The sequence below is a fragment of the Bradyrhizobium sp. SZCCHNS30572 genome (genome assembly GCF_032484415.1).
Classification (GTDB): Bacteria; Pseudomonadota; Alphaproteobacteria; order Rhizobiales; family Xanthobacteraceae; genus Bradyrhizobium.
The window spans coordinates 163187-180231 of record NZ_JAUESY010000005.1 but is presented as its reverse complement, the minus strand read 5'-3'; the positions used below and the strand labels follow the sequence as shown (position 1 = coordinate 180231).

The window sequence follows — 17045 nt, the reverse complement described above, 5'->3', positions numbered from 1 at the left end:
CGCCGCGCTTTACCAGAGCGGCCGGATCGACACAAACGGCGGTCTTTCCGGCCGCTCGGCATGCCGTTACCGGATCATAATACCATTTTCAAAAAATCGAGCTGACAGATATTGAAATCTGTCAGCGCGATGGTGTATGTCGATCCTGCCATCTTGCTTAAGACCAACTTCCACTGTCTGACCTTGGGTTCAGCGGTTTCAACTGCGAAGGACCGCTTCGATGAAGATTGAAAAGCGATTGTTGCACTCACAATTTCAGGACTGGCTGAATCTCCAGGTCGCGCGTCACCTGGAGGCCCAGGCCACCAGGTTTCGCGCGCCATCGTCCGCCGACCAGGCTGAGACGATCCAGATCAAGGCGAATACGTCCGACGCCGATATGGTGCACGCATGAATGAGGCCGTGGTTCTGACATCCGAGCGCATCCTCGAAGTCACCGAGGACGTGTTGCGCCGTTATGGGCTCGCCAAAGCGACGGTCGTCGACGTCGCGAGAGCGCTCGATGTCAGCCACGGCTCCGTCTACCGTCACTTTCCGAGCAAGGCGTCGCTGCGCGAGGCGGTTGCCAACCGCTGGCTCGAGCGGGTCAGCGCGCCGCTGGCGCAGATCGCGGCCGAGCCGGGACCGGCGCCGGCGAAGCTGGAGCGCTGGCTGCGCGAGCTGTTCGGCGCCAAGCAGAAACGGGTCTGTGAAGATCCGGAGATGTTCGCGACCTATCTCACCCTGGCGCGCGAGGCGTGCTCGGTGGTCAAGGCGCACAAGCAGAACCTGATCGCCCAGGTCGAGGGCATGATCGCTGAGGGGGTCGCGCAGGGGACGTTCGATGTCGCTGATCCCAAGACCGCGGCCGCGGCGATCTTCGACGCGACCCGAAGCTTCCATCATCCCGCCCACGCTGAGGAATGGGGCGAATGCACCTGCTCGGCCCGCGTCGATGCCGTGCTGACCCTGCTGCTCCGTGGACTTCAGGCGCGCTAGGCGCGCGCTCATCCGGGCTACAAATCCGTCAGCCCGCTGGTCACCGCCAGCCGCACCAGCTGCGCATCCGTCTGCAGTCCCGTCTTGGCCTTCACCAGATAATGATAGTTCTGCACCGTCTTGACGCTGAGGTGCAGGTTCGTGGCGATCTGCTCGGTGGTCAGGCCCGACGCGAACTGGCGCAGGATTTCGATCTCACGCTCGCCGAGCCGGTCGAGCACGGTCTGCTGCGGATCGAGACTGTCGGCGGCCAGCACATGGGCGACGTCGTCGCTGAGCGCGCGCTCCCCGCTGATCACCATGCGGATGGCACGGACCAGCGCCGACGGCTCGCTGCTCTTGGTGACGAAGCCGCTCGCGCCGGCGGCGAACGCCGCCTTCACCAACGGCGCCTCGCCATGCATCGAGAACACGAGGATGCAGGCGCGATTGTCGCGAGCGCGGATATTGCGGATCGCCTCCAGCCCGCTGGCGCCCTTCATCGAGATGTCGAGCACGACCACGTCGGGCGCATGCGCCTTGAACGCGGCATAGGCCGCCGCGGCGCTGTCGGCCTCGGCGATGACTCGAAACCCGTCCTGGCTCTCCAGCACGCGGCGATAGCCTTGCCGGACCACCGGGTGGTCGTCGACCAGCAGGATCGAAATGCCTGTGCGCTCGGGCATCCCCGTAATCTCAGGCGGCCAGTGGAATTGTCGCGGAGACGCTGAGCCCGCGCGCGGCCGGTCCGATCGACAGCGAGCCGCCGACGGCGGCGATGCGCTCGCGGATTCCGGTCAGGCCGAAGCCGCTCGATTGCGCCAGCAGGGTCGCATCGCCGCCGCCGTCGTCCTCGACTGAAATCAGCAGCGCACCGTCGGGCCCGGAGCGCCGCTCGACCCGCAACGACACCTCGCTCGCACTGGTGTGGCGCAGGGCGTTGGTCAGGCACTCCTGCGCCATCCGGTAGGCGGTGACCGCGACCGGGCCCTGGATGTCGGCGAGATCACCGTGGAGGTCGAGCCGGATCGCCGGTCGCGCGGCGTGCTGATAGTTCTCGGTCAGCGCGATCAGGCCTGCGGCGAGGCCGAGCTCCTCGGTGAGCGGACGGCGCAGTCGGCTCAAGGTGCCGCGCAGGCACGCCATCAGATGGCTGACGGATCGCGTGATCATGCGTGCGTCCTGGGCGATCTGATCGTTGCGGCCGTTGCCGGCGCTCTCGATCGTCGAGGCAAAAGCGAGGATCGCCGTGAGGTTCTGCCCGAACTCGTCGTGCAGCTCGCGGGCGAGCGCCCGCCGCTCCTCGTCGCGGATGTCGAGCAGGCGCTCGGTCAGCGCGGCGCGCTGCTCATTGGCCTGCGCCAGCCGGTCGCCGAGCTCGCCGACGGCGCGGCCGATCATCGCGAGCTCCATCGAGCGGAAGCGCGGCAGCGAGGGGCGGTGGTCGCCCTCGGCCATCCGCTGCAGCGCCGAGACGATGCTGCGCGCCGGCGCCAGCGCATGGGCGATCGCCAGCGAGGCCAGTACGCCGATCGCGACCGCCATCGCCAGCGCCACGCCAAAGCTGTCCTGGATGCGCAGCCAGGCGAGCTGGATCGCCGCATCGGGATCGGCGATCGCCGAGACGGTTCCCGCCGTGGTGGCGCGCGCGCTGATCGGCTGCGCGACCGCCGCGTGATCGCCGAGGATGGCTTCCACGGCGCTTGAGAACCAGCGCGGCGGCGCGGCGCCGAGGCCCTTGCTCTGGCCGCACAGCGGCTTCTCGAATGCGGCCTCGGGCTTGAACTGTACGCAGATGCCGGGCGCGATCAGCTTCATGGTCTCGGTCGTGCGCCAGTCGGGCAGCGGCAGCAGCCGCTCGCGCGATCGGTTGCCGCGCAGCAGCAGCTCGCGCCAGTACAGCGCCTCCAGCGCCTGCGAGACCCGGTCGGCCGATGCCGCGGTGGCGCGGTCGACGCTGCGATAGGCGTCAACGGTGACCCATACGGCCGCGGCGGCCAGACACAGCAGCACGATCAGCGCAAGGCGCGCAATGAGCTGGAGCACGAGACGCATGCGATCCTCTCCACGGCTTTTGCCGCAGCGTAACAATGGGCTGGTGCTCCGCCAAGCAAATGCACTGCAGCAAGCGGCAGGTTGGGAAATTTTCCCGAGAGCCTCGAGGCAGATGTCTTTGGACGCTGTTCCGCTGCTCTGCTTAACTCGTCTGCGAAGCGCCGAACGAAACGGCGCGCATCGGGAGTTCATGCATGAGCGTGGTCAGCAGTGCCGAACGAGTGGAACCTGCGCGCGACGCAGCCGAGCGCGGGCCGCTGCTGCTCTGGATGATCTTCACCGGCCTCACGATATTCGCCGGCGTGGTGCTCGCCCGCTACGGCTATTTCCACCTGATGGTCGCCTCCGACCGCACCTACATCTCCAGCGTCATCGCCGTGCTCTACGTCGCCACGTGCTGCCATTGCTTCTGGCGCACCAGAGCGATCGCGCGCGAGGCGGATGCGGCGCGGCGCTGCCGCGCCGTGCTGATCGGGCCCGATGCGGCGCGCGCGCTCGAACCTGATGCGCAGTTGCTTCCCAAAGGGCTGGTCACCAACCACATCCGCAGCCTCGTCACCAAGGCGCGGACGCAAGGGGCAGGGCGGCTCGACCAGACGCTGCTGCTGCGGACGCTCGCCGACCGCCTGCGCGGCTCCAACGGCTTCGGCGGCTTCGCATCGGACACGCTGATGAAGCTCGGCCTGCTCGGCACCATCATCGGCTTCATCATCATGCTGGCGCCGATTGCCGGCCTCGACGTCAACGACAAGCTGGCGATGAAATCCTCGATGGGGCTGATGAGCGACGGCATGGCGGTGGCGATGTACACGACGCTCGCCGGCCTCGTCGGCTCGATCCTGGTGCGCATCCAGTACTACATGCTGGACGCGGCGACCGGGCGCGTGTTTTCGGACGCGGTCATGCTCACCGAGACGCGGGTGACGCCGCGGCTCGAGCGCGCGATGGATCGCGCGCCGGAGCAGGGCGCATGATGGAGGATTTCGGGCTCTATCCGCGCGAGGAGCAGTTCGACCCGTTCAGCGTCATGCTGTTCAAGGCGCTGCAGATCGTCGCGTTCTTCTTCTTCATCGCGGTGCTCGCGATCTCGCCGGACGCCAAGGACGGCAAGGTCGACTCGAAGGCCGAGTTCCTGATCACGATGGACTGGCCGGATAATCATCCCGACGATCTCGACCTGTTCGTGCAGGACCCCGTCGGCAACATCGCCTGGTACCGGCATCGCGAGGCCGGCTTCCTCACCCTCGATCGCGACGACCGCGGCGGCGCCAACGATTTCATCCTGGTCAACGGTCTGAAGATCCCGTCGCCGATCCGCGAGGAGATCGTGACCATCAGAGGAATCGTCGCCGGCGAATACACCGTCAACATCTCGCATTTCCAGAACGTCAGCGGCGCGCCGGTCGAGGCCACCGTGAAGGTGCAGAAGCTCAACCCGACCGCGCAGGTGATCTTCGACGACAAGGTCGTGCTCGACCATTCCGGCGACGAGAAGACGGCGCTGCGCTTCAAGCTCAATGCCGAGGGCAAGGTGATCGACGTGCAGCGCCGACCGAAATCGCTTTTGGAGACGTTCCGCAGCAATTGGCGCAATGGCGCCGATCTCGATCCCAAGACCGGCGTCAGGGTGATCAGGCGATGATGAGCAGTCTGCAGACCGTCATCGTCACGCTGTCCGTGTGCTACGCGCTGATCGGCGCGCTGCTCTTGCTGGTGCTGGTCTATGCAAGGCTGCCTTGGCAGGCCAAGGCGGTCGCCGTGGTCATCACCAGTGCGTTCTATGTCGGCAGCTTCGCCGGCGCCCGCGGCCTGCTCGGCTGGGCCAGCGTCGACCGGCTGCCGAGGAGCTTCAAGGTGCTGCAGGTGCGGATCGTCGATCCGCACTCCGTCGAGGGCGATCCCGGCGCGGTCTATCTGTGGGTCGAGGCGCTGGACGACGACAACCGTCCGAGCGGCGTGCCGCGCGCCTATCGTATTCCCTACAGCGACACACTTGCCGACAAGGCTCAGCACGCCGCCGACCAGATCGCGGCGGGCCATCCGCAGGGCGGCCGCGCCGCCGATTTCGGCACCGGCGACGGCGGGGTCATCGACGCCGCGCGCGAATACATTCTGCCGAAGACGATCATCGAGACCGCCGGCGGTGATCCCTCCACCGGCGAGTTCAAGGCCGCCAAGAACGCCGGCGACGGCGTCTCGTTCACGCCACTGCTGCCGCCGCGCATGCCGCCGAAGGACGAGCAGTAGGCGGCTGCGGCCGTATCCTCCCGCGCGAAGCTCGCGCGCGGGTAATGGCGAGCATCGGGACGTTCCTGGCACGGCGCCTCGAGCTCAAGGTCAACAAGGTCAAGAGCGCGGTCGCCAGACCGAACCACCGCAAGTTCCTGGGCTTCGGCTTTACCCAGGGAAGAAAGCCGCACCGGCGCATCGCAGGGGACCTGCAACGCTGACATTCCGCATCTCTCCGCCTATCTTGTTTGATGTTCCTCAAGTCTCGTGTGGCCACGGCCGCTAGCCTTGAGAACCGGAGGACACGGGTTGCTGCTGGCGATTTTCACCGATATCCATGCCAATCGGCAGGCCTTCGCGGCCTGCCTGGAGGCGGCGCGTGCGCGTGGCGCGGATCGTCTCATCTGTCTCGGCGACATCGTCGGCTATGGCGCCGATCCGGAATGGTCGGTCGACACCGTCATGGAGATCGTCGCCGAGGGCGGGCTGGCGGTGCGCGGCAATCACGACAATGCCGTTTCGACGGCGAGCGAGAGCATGAATGCCGAGGCGCAGGCGGCGATGGAGTGGACGCGCGGGCGGCTCAGCGCCGAGCAGCGCCGCTTTCTCGCCGAGCTGCCGATGAGTATCGGTGACGACGACCGGTTGTTCGTGCATGCGGAGGCGTCCAGCCCGCCGCGCTGGCGCTATGTGCAGTCGTCCGCCGATGCCGCGCGCAGCATGATCGCGACCGAGGCGCAGGTGACGTTCTGCGGCCACATCCACCGTCCGGCGCTGTACTCGATGTCCGCCACCGCCAAGATGACGAGCTTCACCCCGACCGCCAACATGCCCATTCAGCTGTTGCGCGGCCGGCAATGGCTGGCCGTGGTCGGCTCGGTCGGCCAGCCGCGCGACGGTGATCCGGCCGCGTCGTTCGTGACCTTCGACACCAGGACCCGCGAGCTGACCTATTGCCGCGTGCCCTATGACGTCGAGGCGGCGGCGCAGCGCATTCGCGACAACGGCCTGCCGCCCTGGCTGGCGCAGCGGCTCTCGATGGGGCGCTAGAGCATGACGAAATCAAGGCTCAAGCCGGGCGTCGTGATCGACGGCTTCACGGTGGGTGAATGCGTGCATTCCGGCGGCATGGCGACGTTGTGGAGTGTCACCCACCCGGACATCGACCGGCCCATCCTGATGAAGGTGCCGCGCGTCTCCGAGGGCGAGGATCCTGCGGCGATCGTCAGCTTCGAGATGGAGCAGATGATTCTGCCAAAACTGTCGGGACCGCACGTGCCGGCCTGTTTCGGCACCGGCGATTTCGCCACCCAGGCCTATGTGGTGATCGAGCAGATTCCAGGCGATACGCTGTACAAGCGGCTGCCCGAGCTGCCGCTGGCTTACGAGGAGGCGCGGGTGCTGGTCGCGAAGATCGCGACCGCGCTCGCCGATATTCACCGGCAGCACGTCATCCATCACGACATCAAGCCCTCCAGCATCATGTTCCGGCCGACGGGGGAGGCGGTGCTGATCGACTACGGCCTGTCCTGCCACAAGCACTTGCCGGATCTCTTGCAGGAGGAGTTCCGCCTGCCTTACGGCACCGCGCCCTACATGGCGCCGGAGCGCATGATGGGTACGCGTAGCGATCCGCGCAGCGACATCTTTTCGCTCGGCGTGCTGCTCTACTTCTTCACCACCGGCGTGCGGCCGTTCGGCGAGACCGAGACCTTGCGCGGCATGCGCCGGCGGCTGTGGCGCGATCCCTATCCACCGCGACAGCTGAAGCCGGACTATCCGCCGTGGCTGCAGGAGATCGTGCTGCGCTGCCTGGAGATCGAGCCGGTCTGGCGCTACCCGACCGCGGCGCAGCTCGCCTTCGATCTCGGCCATCCCGACCAGGTCAAGCTGACGGCGCGTGCGGAGAAGGTCAAGCGCGACCCGATCACGGCCGTGTGGCGCCGCCGCTTCAACCGCGGCCTGGTGCAGCCGGAACAGAAAACATCCGACGTCGCGATGCAGATCGCCTCCAGCCCGATCGTGGCGGTCGCGATCGACACCGTGGAAGGCGGCGAGGAGCTCAACGGCGCGCTGCGGCTGACCGCGCAGCGCATCCTCGCCACTTTGCCCGCGGCGCGGCTCGCCTGTGTCAACGTGCTGAAGCTCGGGCGTCTCACCATCGACCGCACCCTGGACGAGGAGGGCAACAACAAGCACATCGACCGCATGGTCGCGCTGAAGCACTGGGCGACGCCGCTCAAGCTCGACGCCAGCCGGCTGACGGTGCACGTGCTGGAGGCGGTCGATCCGGCGGCCTCCATCATCGAATTCGCCGAGGCCAACCAGGTCGACCACATCATCATCGGCGCCCGGCGCGACTCGGTGCTGCGCTCGCTGCTCGGCAGCGTGTCGGCGAAGGTCGCCGCGGAGGCGGGGTGTACGGTGACCGTGGTGCGGACACGGCTCGCGGCACGGGAGGCCGAGGGCGACGATGATGATGCGCCGGCAAGGGTCGTGTCGGGGGAATGATGGACATGCGATGAAGATCCACGGCGCCTCCAAGCACGACAGTCAGAACGGCATGCACAGGCTGAAAAGTGAGGCGCGGCTGCGGTTGCGTTTCGAAAGTTCCCCCTCCAAAGTGATCCGGCGCGTGCGGAACGTGTCGGTTTTTTTCTGAGGGGGGACGATCAATGGCGGCAACGGATGTGAGCATGGCGGGGACAGCCGCGCCGAAGCGAGGCCTGTTCGGCTCGCTCTTCTTTCAGGTCGTGGCTGCGCTCGTGCTCGGCATCCTGATCGGCGTCTTCGCGCCCGAGACCGCCCAGGGGCTCAAATTCTTCAGCGACGCTTTCCTGCGTCTGATCGCCATGGTGGTCGCGCCGATCGTGTTCTGCGTCGTCGTGCACGGCATTGCGAGCGCCGGCGATCTCAGGAAGGTCGGCCGCGTCGGCGTCAAGTCGCTGGTCTATTTCGAGGGCATGACCACGATCGCGCTGGCCTTCGGCCTCGTGCTGGCGCTGGTCTTCAGCCCCGGCCACGGCATGAACATCGACGTCTCCAAGCTCGACGCCAAGCAGCTCGCGAGCTTCGCCGACAACGCCCACAAGCTGCAGGGCGGCGGCTTCGGCGGCTTCATCCTCAACATCATTCCGCCGACCGCGTTCGACGCCTTTGCCCGCAACGACGTGCTGCAGGTGCTGTTCTTCGCGGTGATCTTCGGCGTCAGCCTGGCGCTGGTCGGCGAGCCCGGCAAGCCCATGGTCGACCTGATCGAGTCCGTCGCCAAGGTGCTGTTCAAGGCGATGGGGCTGATCGTGCGCGTCGCGCCGCTCGGCGTGCTCGGCGCCATCGGCTTCACCGTCGGCAAATATGGCGTCGGCTCGCTCAAGCAGCTCTTGGCGCTGGTCGTGCTGTTCTACGTCTCGGTGGCGCTGTTCGTCGTGACCGCGCTTGGCCTCGTGATGCGCATGGCCGGCCTCAGCCTGTTCAAGTTCCTGCGCTACCTGAAGGAGGAGCTCCTGATCGTGCTGGCGACGGCGTCGTCCGACTCGGTGCTGCCGCAGATCATGCGCAAGCTCGAGGCGATGGGCGTCAAGCAGGAGGTCGTCGGCCTGGTCATCCCGACCGGCTATTCCTTCAACCTCGATGCGTTCTCGATCTACCTGACGCTCGCCGTCGTCTTCATCGCCCAGGCCACCAACACGCCGCTGTCGGTCAGCGACCTGCTGCTGGTGCTCGGCGTGTCGCTGGTCACGTCCAAGGGCGCCCATGGCGTGCCCGGCTCGGCCATCGTCATCCTGGCCGCAACGCTCGGCGCCGTGCCGGCTATCCCCGCCATCGGTCTGGTGCTGGTGCTGTCCGTCGACTGGTTCGTCGGCATCGCGCGCGCCGTCGGCAACCTGATCGGCAACTGCGTCGCCACCGTCGTCGTCGCCGCCTGGGAGGACGACCTCGACCATGCCAAGGCGAAGGCCGTGCTCGACCGCGGCACGGCGGAAGAGGTGGAGTATCAGGGGGCGTGAGGGAGGATCACTAGGGGGAGAATGAGGGAGCGAGTACGGCGTGGATTGGTCGATCGCGCGATCGAGCCGGTGTTCGAGGCCGATGAGGAGAAGCTCTTCGTCGGCGGTTGCGGCCGAAGATTCGACGAGCGCATCAGGTGGCAGTCTTGCGATAGCCGATGTCGTGGCCGCATTCATAGCGGCCGCTCGGATCATGATTGCGCAATTCGTAGACCCGCTGCCATGTGCTCTCCCACGCGCCTTCGGCGGTCAGACAGGTCCGGGTTCCGTCAGCATCGATGTTGATCACCTTCCAGATTAGAAGCGCCACGCAGGCGAAAGAATCGAAAAATGCATCCAGAAACGAGGTGAACCAGCCGGAGTCCATGCCCATATGGCGGAACTCCGGTTCGTGCGCAGAACTCACCAGGCCCCAGGGGCAGCCCGGTCCGAAGCCGTGCTCACAATAGGCGATCTCGGCACCGGATTGTGCATCGCGAAGCACGAACCAGCAGGGATATTGCTCCCCCGGTTGGCCATAGTCCCAATCGCGCAGCACCATGTGAGGTGCGACGAGCATGCCGCGGATATGCGAGAGCACACGCTTGTCGGACAGCTCAGCCAATTCCCCTTCGATCAAGCTCTCCAGGCGTTCGGGAACGGTCGACATCAGCCGTGTATCCAGGACTCATTCAGCGGATGCTGCTGGCCTTCACCTGAACGGCCGCAGCTTCATGTGCCGGTTGGCGTCCTTGTAGAGCAGGTAGCGGAAGCGGCCGGGGCCACCGGCGTAGCAGGCCTGCGGGCAGAAGGCGCGCAGCCACATGAAGTCGCCGGCCTCGACCTCGACCCAGTCGCGGTTGAGCTTGTAGACCGCCTTTCCCTCGAGCACATAGAGCCCGTGCTCCATCACATGCGTCTCCAGGAACGGGATCACGGCGCCGGGCTCGAAGGTGACGATGTTGACGTGCATGTCGTGGCGAACGTCGAGCGGATCGACGAAGCGCGTGGTGGCCCAGCGGCCCTGCGTCTCCGGCATCGCGGCAGGGGCGATCGTCGCCTCGTTGGTGACGAAGGCCTCGGGCACGGCGATGCCGGGAACGGCCTCATAGGCCTTGCGGATCCAGTGGAAGGTCGCGGGCGCCTGGCTGTCGTTGCGCATCGTCCACTTGCAGGACGGCGGCAGGAAGGCGTAGCCGCCATGGCCCAGGCGATGCTCTTTGCCGGCGATGGTGAGCATGATCTCGCCTGACACCACGAACAGCACGCCCTCGGCCTCCGGATCCGGCTCGGGCTGGGCGCTGCCGCCGCCGGGCGAGACCTCGACGATGTATTGCGAGAACGTTTCCGAGAAGCCGGAGAGGGGACGCGCGATCACCCAGGTTCGCGTCTTGTCCCAGAACGGCAGCGCCGAGGTGACGATGTCGCGCATCACGCCCTTCGGGATGACGGCATACGCCTCGGTGAACACGGCGCGGCCGGTCAGCAGGTCGGTCTGCGGCGGGTGGCCGCCCTGCGGGACGAAATAGTTCGGCTTGTCCATCATCGTCTCTCCTGCGCGCGGATCGTCGATCTCGCGCGCCCACATTCAAGGGATGCTCAAATACAGCGGCTCATCGAGCCACAGCTCCTCGAGATTGTCCGGGCTCATGCGATCGACCACCATGAAGCGCGAGGCCTCGTCGAACACCAGCAGCGGATGGTGCCAGACGTTGCGGGCGTAGTTCACGCCCTGGCGGCCGCTCGCCGTGAAGGCCCGGTAGCTCGCGGGATTGCGCGGGTCGGCGCAGACCAGCACCAGCCAGGGGCGGTCCTGCAGCGGCATGAACAGCTGGGTGCCGAGCGGATGCCGCTCCATCAGCTTGATCTCTATCGGCAGCGGCCGCGGCCTGGCCTCGAACAGGCTGATGTTCACGGCCGCGCCACCGGAGGTCACGTCGATGGCGGCCAGCCCGTTGCAGCGGTGGGCGAAGCCCTGGTTGATCTCGATCGTCTCGGCGCCGTCGGTCTCGACAACGTCGCCGAAGGCAGCGAACGCTGCCTTCGTCAGCGGCTGCGGCGTGAGCTTATGCATTCCGGGTCCGTGCGGCTCAGATCGCTTCGCCGCGTGCCGACGCGGCGGCATCGCGGATCGCGGCGATGTTGCTGCGATAGGCCTCTGTCGTGCCACCCTTGAACACGGCCGAGCCCGCGACGAAGGCGTTGGCGCCGGCCGCGGCCAGCGCGCCGGCATTGTCGCGGCCCACGCCGCCGTCGACCTCGATGTCGATCGGCCGGCCCGCGGTCATCGCGCGGAGATCCTGCACCTTGCCGATCGCCGAGGCGATGAACGCCTGGCCCCCGAAGCCGGGGTTGACCGACATGATCAGCACGAGGTCGACGAGGTCGAGCACGTATTCGATCACGTTGAGCGGCGTCGACGGGTTGAGCGAAACGCCGGCCTTCTTGCCGAGCGCGCGGATCGCCTGCAGCGAGCGATGCAGATGCGGTCCGGCCTCGGCGTGCACCGTGATGTGGTCGCAGCCGGCCTTGGCGAAGGCCTCGAGATAGGGATCGCACGGCGTGATCATCAAATGCGCGTCGAAGATCTTGGTGGTGTGTGGGCGCAGCGCCTTGATGACATCCGGGCCATAGGAAATGTTCGGGACGAAATGCCCGTCCATGACGTCGAGATGGATCCAGTCGGCCCCGGCGGCATCGACGGCGCGCACCTCTTCGCCGAGCTTGGAGAAATCCGACGCCAGGATCGATGGCGCGATGACGAGCGGACGCGGCGTGAAGGACTGGGTCATGGGCGGCTGTTCCAGGACGATCGGGGATGTCGCCGTATCATGCAGGGCCGGCTGCGGCAACGCGAGCGGGAAAAATCTGCCGGGCACGGCACGATCTGCCGGGTTCAGGCCACCGTAACATCGCGAAATATCTGGACATATCAGCGGTTTGGCGCTGGCATGGGGATTGCGACGGCGGTGGGAAGATGTTCTGCCGCCGCGTGGGCGGCCTTGCGGGAGTTTCGCCATGTGGTTTGCACTGGGGGCCGCCTCGTCGGTCCTGGACAGCCTGCAGTCGCTCGGCTCGACCAAGTCGGGCTCCGGCAAGTCGGGCGGCGGTCCGTTCAGCCTCGACACCAAGGGGGCGAGCGGCTCCGGCAATTTCAGCCCGTGGTCGAGCGCGGGCGGCAGCAGCAGCTCGGGGCAGATCGCGCCGGAGACCATGAGCGCGCTGCTCGCAGCGCAGAGCCAGTCGGGCGCGTCGTCGAGCGCAAGCTCATCGACCAATCCGCTGCAGGACCTGTTCTCGCAGATCGACGGCGATGGCGATGGTCAGATCAGCAAATCGGAGTTCGAGAGCGCGCTCGGCGCCGGCGGCACCAACGTCGCCAATGCCGACAAGGTGTTCGGCAAGCTGGATACGAACGGCGACGGCAATGTCAGCCTCGACGAGCTGTCCTCGGCGCTGCAGGGCGCCAAGGGGCGACGTGGCCACCATCATCACCAGGAGGCGGGCGGGAGCGGCGGCTCGGGCACCTCATCCAGCGCGGGCGCAGATGCGCTGATGCAGGCGCTGTCGGGCGCCTCGAGTTCCTCGTCCACCAACAGCGACGGCTCGACCACGACCACCATCACCTATGCCGACGGCTCCAAGGTGACGCTGACGACGCCGGCAGCCACAACCGCGTCCAACGCTGCGACCTCGTCCTACAACATGATCGAGAAGCTGATCCAGCGGCAGTCCAACATGCTGTCGGCCTCGACGTCTTCAACGACCGCGGTCAGCGCGTAAGCTCAACTGCCGAAGCGGCCTTGCCAGGACGGCAGCGCGCCGGCGAACGGCAGCGGGCTCGCGTGATAGACGCCGCGGGCGATCGCGCGCGCCAGGACGTTGGCCGCGACCATGCCGAGCTCACTCAGCTCGACCAGCGGCTCGATCGGCCTGGTGCAGGTCGCGGCCGCGAACACGATGTCGCCGTCGAGCGGCAGATGCACCGGATAGATCGCGCGCGCCATGCCGGTCTGCGCCATCATCGCGAGCCGCTTGGCCTGCGCCTTAGTCAGGATGGCATCGGTCACGACGAGGCTGATCGTCGTGTTCTCGGAGGCCGATGCTGCCGGGCCGCCCTTGATGCGCATCGCCAGCATGTCCGGCGTGAAGGCGGCCGGCAGGCCGCGGCCGCCGAACTCGCCGTCGATCTCGTACGGTGCCGCCCAGAACCAGGGACCGTCGCCGACAGTGACGCTGCCGACCGCATTCACCACAACAATGGCCGCAACCTTGATGCCGCCTGTCGTCGTCGCCGACGCCGAGCCGAGCCCGCCCTGCAGGTTGGCCGTGGTGGCGCCGAGCCCGGCACCGACGCTGCCGAGCGCGAAGGTCGTGCTGGCCGCCGCCGCCGCCGCGTAGCCGAGCTCGCGATACGGCGTGTAGCGGCCCCAGGCCTTGTTGCCGCCGTTCAAGAGGTCGAACACGATCGCGCCGGGGACGATCGGGATCAGCGCGTCGCGCACGGCAAAGCCGCGCCCTTGTTCCGCCAGCCACGCCTGAATGCCGCTCGCGGCCTCGAGCCCGAACGCCGAGCCTCCCGACAGGGCAATGCCGTCGACCCGTTCCACCGTATTCGCAGGATCGAGCAGCGCATCCTCGCGCACCCCGGGTCCGCCGCCACGGATGTCGATCGCGGCGACCGCCGGCTGATCGAACAGGATCGCGGTCACGCCGGAAGCGAGCGCGGCGTCATGGGCATGGCCTACGCGTACGCCGGGGATGTCGGTGAGGAGGTTCTGCACGATCGTCCCTCGCTGCAGATGATGATGCCGGATGGATAGCGCGGCCGGCGCGAGGCCTCAATGCAGGAGGGCACGCGCCTCGGCGCTGGTATGAGCGCCCCGCTTGCGTCCAGCGGGCGCGAAGGGGCAGGCGACATCCGGGTCTCACGTGCCGCGCCGGTGGGCCCGGATGTCGCTTACGCCGATCCGGGCGCGTGCTTCAGCGCTCCAGCGCGATACGGATCATGCGGGCCAGCTCTGGCTTCCGGTAAGGCTTGGGCAGCAGCAGCACGCCGGCGTCGAGGCGGCCGTGGTGCACGATCGCGTTCTCGGTATAGCCCGAGGTGAACAGCGTCCGCAGCGCCGGCCGCCGCACCCGCGCGGCGTCGGCGAGCTGGCGGCCGTTCATGGCGCCGGGCATGATGACGTCGGTGAACAGCAGGTCGATCTCCGGATGGCGATCGAGCACGTCGAGCGCCTCGGCGGCATTGGCTGCAGCCAGGGTGGTGTAGCCGAGGCTGCCGACCTGGGCGATCACGTGCTGGCGTACCAGCGGATCGTCCTCCACGATCAGGATCGTCTCATTGCCGCCGCGCGCGTCTGGCGCCTGCAAGCCCGCGCTGGCCGCCGGAGCGGACGCCGAGCGCGGCAGATACAGCTTGATCGAGGTGCCGTGGCCGACCTCGCTGTAGATCTTGATGTGGCCGCCGGACTGCTTGACGAAACCGAACACCATGCTGAGGCCGAGCCCCGTGCCCTTGCCGGAGCCCTTGGTCGAGAAGAACGGATCGAACACCTTCTCGAGATAGGCCGGCGGAATGCCACAGCCGGTGTCGCTCACGGCGATCATCACGTAGTCACCGACGATGACCTCGCTATGGACGTCGGCATAGTCCCGGTCGAGCGTGACGTTCGCTGTCTCCAGCGTGAGCTTGCCGCCCTGCGGCATCGCATCACGCGCATTGAGCGCGAGATTGATGACCGCGGTGGCGAGCTGGTTCGGATCGGCGAGCGCGGTGCAGGGATCGGCGTCAAGGATACGCTCGATCTCGATCTGCGCGCCGAGCGTCGGCTGCAGCAAGGCTGCGGTCTCGTTCAACAGGGCGTTGACGTCGAGATCCGTCGGCTGCAGCGGCTGCTTGCGGGCGAAGGCCAGCAACTGCCGCGTGAGCTGCGCGCCGCGGTCGGCGGAGTCGTCGATCAGCTTGGCGACGGAGGCGAGCTCCGGCCGGTCGGACACGGCGTCGGCAAGAATGCCGATGCTGCCGGTGATGACGGTGAGGATGTTGTTGAAGTCGTGGGCGACGCCGCCGGTGAGCTGACCGACCGCCTCCATCTTCTGCGCCTGGCGGAACTGCGCCTCGGCCGCGCGCTTCTCGGTGAGGTCGCGGCCGACGAAGAAGTGGCGCTGCACCGGCTCCGACCAGCTCGCCATCCAGTTCAGGACGACGCCGCGGCCTTCCTTGTGCATGAGCTGCGCTTCGAAATTACGGACGTCGCGGCCGCGGCGGCAGGCGCGGATCTGGCTACGGACCGCCTCGAGCTCGGGCGGATAGACGAAGTCGCTGGCATTGCGGCCGACCATCTCCTCCGGCCGGTAGCCGAGCACGTCCAGCGCGCTCGGGCTGACCTGCATCAATTGTCCGTAGGAGTTGGCAACCAGGATCAGGTCCTGCGAGGTCTCGAAGATGCGGCGGCGCTCCTCGGTCTCACGGGTCAGGGCGGTTCGGGTGCGCTTGCTCTCGGTGATGTCGTGCGCCACCTTCGAGGCGCCGATGATCACACCATGCGCGTCGAGGATCGGCGACACGCCGAGCGATACTTCGATCTCGCGGCCGTCCTTGTGGCGGCGGATCGTCTCGTGATGCTCGATCTTCTCGCCGCCGCCGATCCGGCTCAGGATGCGATCGACTTCGCTGCGCCGTTCGGCGGGCACGATCAGGCCGATGTCGTTGCCAAGCGCCTCGTCTGCGCCGTATCCGAACAGGTGTTCGGCGGCGCGATTCCAGGACGTGATCTTGCCCTGCAGCGTCAGCGTGATGATGGCGTCGTTGGAGGATTCCACCACAGCGCTGAACAGCCGCTCCCGCGCGATGAAGCGTGCCCGCTCGCTTTCGCTCTGCCGGCGCTGCTGCTGCAGCAGCCGCGTGAGCCTCGTCTGCAGCCTGACATTGTCGGCGAGCAGGACGCCGAGGACGAAGCTCGCTGCCAGCAAGCCATAGATGCGGCCCGCATAGTAGCCGAGGTCGAACCGGGCGGCGTTGAGCAGCGAGGAGAGCGAGAGATCGAACAGCCAAGCGCACAGCACCACCATGACCCAGAGGTCGAGAATGCTGTGCGGCCTGCGCAACGCCAGGACGAGCAGGGCAGCCGATGTTACGCACCAGATGGCGCCGATCACGATCTTCAAAGCCGGAGTGGCAGCGTCATCGCGGACGAGCGCGGGCAGCGCCGTATCATGGGCGATCACCGCCCAGGTGAGTGCCGCAAGTGCAATCGCGACGCCGAGCACGGCGACCGAGAGAGACAGCGCAACCGACCCAACGGGTGCCGGACGGAGACGGTCGTGCAGCGCATAGACCAGAACGAACAACGGGAACGCGCCGTGCCAGATCATGTAGATCCAGGCTGCGGTCTGCGGCCCTGCATCGAGCAGGCCGGTCTGAGAATACAGGCCTGGGAACACCAGCGTGTGCAGCAGCGAGGCCGGCGCGGTAAACAGGTAACCGGAGGCCAACCACAGCAACGGTCGCGAGCGAAGCAGCACGAACTGGGAGAACAGCAGGAACGCGGTGATGAGATCGTTCAGCGCCAGCGCCGACTGGTAGCTCGCGACGAACGCAGGCACCGGCGGCAACTGCACCTTGGCAAAGGGAGCGGCGGCGGCAAACAGCAAGGTCGAGATCGCAACCGCGGCGAGTGCTGCGATTTGGTCTCGGCGCGTCGCGGTGGACGTCGACAGGAGGACTTCGCGATGATCCTTGATGCTCGGCATCTCCAAGGGTCCTGCGCAACAGAGCCGACGTGCAAGAGGGGAGGCTTTACAGCTGGTGCG

At 66.9% G+C, this 17045-nt stretch carries 18 protein-coding genes; 10 read left to right on the top strand and 8 right to left on the bottom strand.

The window, feature by feature from the left end; translation table 11 throughout:
- Positions 1–220: 220 nt before the first annotated feature.
- Together QX048_RS15095 and QX048_RS15090 are read left to right on the top strand one after the other, a co-directional pair.
- The gene (locus QX048_RS15095) at positions 221–394 is read left to right on the top strand and encodes a hypothetical protein (RefSeq protein WP_315714793.1); all 174 of its coding nucleotides are present in this window, start codon (positions 221–223) and stop codon (positions 392–394) included.
- Positions 391–978: a TetR family transcriptional regulator gene (locus QX048_RS15090; RefSeq protein ID WP_315826283.1), complete on the top strand. Its 588-nt coding sequence runs from the start codon at positions 391–393 to the stop codon at positions 976–978. The genes QX048_RS15095 and QX048_RS15090 overlap by 4 nt, the downstream gene beginning before the upstream one ends.
- A 17-nt stretch (positions 979–995) precedes the next feature.
- On the opposite strand, the gene QX048_RS15085 is transcribed toward QX048_RS15090, so the two are convergent.
- Complete coding sequence (locus tag QX048_RS15085; RefSeq protein ID WP_315714791.1) at positions 996–1643, bottom strand: response regulator transcription factor; 648 nt, start codon at positions 1641–1643, stop codon at positions 996–998.
- A 10-nt stretch (positions 1644–1653) separates the two neighbouring features.
- On the bottom strand, positions 1654–3012 hold the full coding sequence (locus QX048_RS15080) for a histidine kinase (RefSeq protein WP_315749346.1): 1359 nt from the start codon (positions 3010–3012) through the stop codon (positions 1654–1656).
- A gap of 194 nt (positions 3013–3206) precedes the next feature.
- Between QX048_RS15080 and QX048_RS15075 the strand changes: the two genes are divergently transcribed.
- The 7 genes from QX048_RS15075 (at position 3207) to QX048_RS15045 (ending at position 9248) form a co-directional block, all read left to right on the top strand.
- Positions 3207–3986: a MotA/TolQ/ExbB proton channel family protein gene (locus QX048_RS15075; RefSeq protein ID WP_315749348.1), complete on the top strand. Its 780-nt coding sequence runs from the start codon at positions 3207–3209 to the stop codon at positions 3984–3986.
- Complete coding sequence (locus QX048_RS15070; RefSeq protein WP_315826282.1) at positions 3983–4654, top strand: hypothetical protein; 672 nt, start codon at positions 3983–3985, stop codon at positions 4652–4654. Before QX048_RS15075 ends, QX048_RS15070 begins: the two co-directional genes overlap by 4 nt.
- Positions 4651–5259 (top strand): hypothetical protein, encoded by a 609-nt coding sequence (locus QX048_RS15065; protein ID WP_315749351.1) that lies wholly within the window; start codon positions 4651–4653, stop codon positions 5257–5259. The genes QX048_RS15070 and QX048_RS15065 overlap by 4 nt, the downstream gene beginning before the upstream one ends.
- A gap of 44 nt (positions 5260–5303) precedes the next feature.
- Positions 5304–5462, top strand: coding sequence for a hypothetical protein (locus QX048_RS15060; protein ID WP_315714786.1), 159 nt, complete (start codon positions 5304–5306; stop codon positions 5460–5462).
- Between the two features lie 88 nt (positions 5463–5550).
- Entirely contained in the window at positions 5551–6291 is a 741-nt protein-coding gene (locus tag QX048_RS15055) for a metallophosphoesterase family protein (protein ID WP_315714785.1), read from the top strand.
- Between the two features lie 3 nt (positions 6292–6294).
- Complete coding sequence (locus QX048_RS15050; protein WP_315826281.1) at positions 6295–7752, top strand: bifunctional serine/threonine-protein kinase/universal stress protein; 1458 nt, start codon at positions 6295–6297, stop codon at positions 7750–7752.
- Positions 7753–7916: 164 nt separating this feature from the next.
- Entirely contained in the window at positions 7917–9248 is a 1332-nt protein-coding gene (locus tag QX048_RS15045) for a dicarboxylate/amino acid:cation symporter (protein ID WP_315826280.1), read from the top strand.
- Positions 9249–9381: 133 nt separating this feature from the next.
- Here the strand turns inward: QX048_RS15045 and QX048_RS15040 are convergent, their stop codons facing one another.
- Genes QX048_RS15040 through rpe form a run of 4 tightly spaced genes read right to left on the bottom strand, consistent with a single transcriptional unit; the run spans position 9382 to position 12019 of the window.
- Positions 9382–9897, bottom strand: coding sequence for a hypothetical protein (locus QX048_RS15040; protein WP_315714782.1), 516 nt, complete (start codon positions 9895–9897; stop codon positions 9382–9384).
- Positions 9898–9939: 42 nt separating this feature from the next.
- On the bottom strand, positions 9940–10770 hold the full coding sequence (locus tag QX048_RS15035) for a bifunctional allantoicase/(S)-ureidoglycine aminohydrolase (protein ID WP_315750015.1): 831 nt from the start codon (positions 10768–10770) through the stop codon (positions 9940–9942).
- Between the two features lie 45 nt (positions 10771–10815).
- Positions 10816–11301, bottom strand: coding sequence for an ureidoglycolate lyase (locus QX048_RS15030; protein WP_315749353.1), 486 nt, complete (start codon positions 11299–11301; stop codon positions 10816–10818).
- A gap of 16 nt (positions 11302–11317) precedes the next feature.
- On the bottom strand, positions 11318–12019 hold the full coding sequence (gene rpe, locus QX048_RS15025; protein ID WP_315719397.1) for a ribulose-phosphate 3-epimerase: 702 nt from the start codon (positions 12017–12019) through the stop codon (positions 11318–11320).
- Between the two features lie 226 nt (positions 12020–12245).
- Here rpe and QX048_RS15020 point away from each other — a divergent pair, with 226 nt between their 5' ends.
- A complete protein-coding gene (locus tag QX048_RS15020; protein WP_315749355.1) occupies positions 12246–13010 on the top strand; it encodes an EF-hand domain-containing protein in 765 nt (254 codons plus the stop codon).
- Positions 13011–13012: 2 nt separating this feature from the next.
- Here the strand turns inward: QX048_RS15020 and QX048_RS15015 are convergent, their stop codons facing one another.
- Together QX048_RS15015 and QX048_RS15010 are read right to left on the bottom strand one after the other, a co-directional pair.
- On the bottom strand, positions 13013–14011 hold the full coding sequence (locus tag QX048_RS15015) for a P1 family peptidase (RefSeq protein WP_315826279.1): 999 nt from the start codon (positions 14009–14011) through the stop codon (positions 13013–13015).
- 199 nt (positions 14012–14210) lie between these two features.
- The gene (locus QX048_RS15010; RefSeq protein ID WP_315826278.1) at positions 14211–16985 is read right to left on the bottom strand and encodes a PAS domain S-box protein; all 2775 of its coding nucleotides are present in this window, start codon (positions 16983–16985) and stop codon (positions 14211–14213) included.
- Positions 16986–17045: the final 60 nt, after the last annotated feature.

What these genes read in the sequence shown, in the direction of transcription:
- QX048_RS15020 (WP_315749355.1), top strand. Translation starts at nt 12,246, where the DNA reads ATGTGGTTTGCACTGGGGGCCGCCTCGTCGGTCCTGGACAGCCTGCAG.
- QX048_RS15095 (WP_315714793.1), top strand. Translation starts at nt 221, where the DNA reads ATGAAGATTGAAAAGCGATTGTTGCACTCACAATTTCAGGACTGGCTG.
- QX048_RS15045 (WP_315826280.1), top strand. Translation starts at nt 7,917, where the DNA reads ATGGCGGCAACGGATGTGAGCATGGCGGGGACAGCCGCGCCGAAGCGA.
- QX048_RS15075 (WP_315749348.1), top strand. Translation starts at nt 3,207, where the DNA reads ATGAGCGTGGTCAGCAGTGCCGAACGAGTGGAACCTGCGCGCGACGCA.
- QX048_RS15070 (WP_315826282.1), top strand. Translation starts at nt 3,983, where the DNA reads ATGATGGAGGATTTCGGGCTCTATCCGCGCGAGGAGCAGTTCGACCCG.
- QX048_RS15060 (WP_315714786.1), top strand. Translation starts at nt 5,304, where the DNA reads ATGGCGAGCATCGGGACGTTCCTGGCACGGCGCCTCGAGCTCAAGGTC.
- QX048_RS15090 (WP_315826283.1), top strand. Translation starts at nt 391, where the DNA reads ATGAATGAGGCCGTGGTTCTGACATCCGAGCGCATCCTCGAAGTCACC.
- rpe (WP_315719397.1), bottom strand. Translation starts at nt 12,019, where the DNA reads ATGACCCAGTCCTTCACGCCGCGTCCGCTCGTCATCGCGCCATCGATC.
- QX048_RS15080 (WP_315749346.1), bottom strand. Translation starts at nt 3,012, where the DNA reads ATGCGTCTCGTGCTCCAGCTCATTGCGCGCCTTGCGCTGATCGTGCTG.
- QX048_RS15050 (WP_315826281.1), top strand. Translation starts at nt 6,295, where the DNA reads ATGACGAAATCAAGGCTCAAGCCGGGCGTCGTGATCGACGGCTTCACG.
- QX048_RS15035 (WP_315750015.1), bottom strand. Translation starts at nt 10,770, where the DNA reads ATGGACAAGCCGAACTATTTCGTCCCGCAGGGCGGCCACCCGCCGCAG.
- QX048_RS15030 (WP_315749353.1), bottom strand. Translation starts at nt 11,301, where the DNA reads ATGCATAAGCTCACGCCGCAGCCGCTGACGAAGGCAGCGTTCGCTGCC.
- QX048_RS15085 (WP_315714791.1), bottom strand. Translation starts at nt 1,643, where the DNA reads ATGCCCGAGCGCACAGGCATTTCGATCCTGCTGGTCGACGACCACCCG.
- QX048_RS15065 (WP_315749351.1), top strand. Translation starts at nt 4,651, where the DNA reads ATGATGAGCAGTCTGCAGACCGTCATCGTCACGCTGTCCGTGTGCTAC.
- QX048_RS15010 (WP_315826278.1), bottom strand. Translation starts at nt 16,985, where the DNA reads ATGCCGAGCATCAAGGATCATCGCGAAGTCCTCCTGTCGACGTCCACC.
- QX048_RS15040 (WP_315714782.1), bottom strand. Translation starts at nt 9,897, where the DNA reads ATGTCGACCGTTCCCGAACGCCTGGAGAGCTTGATCGAAGGGGAATTG.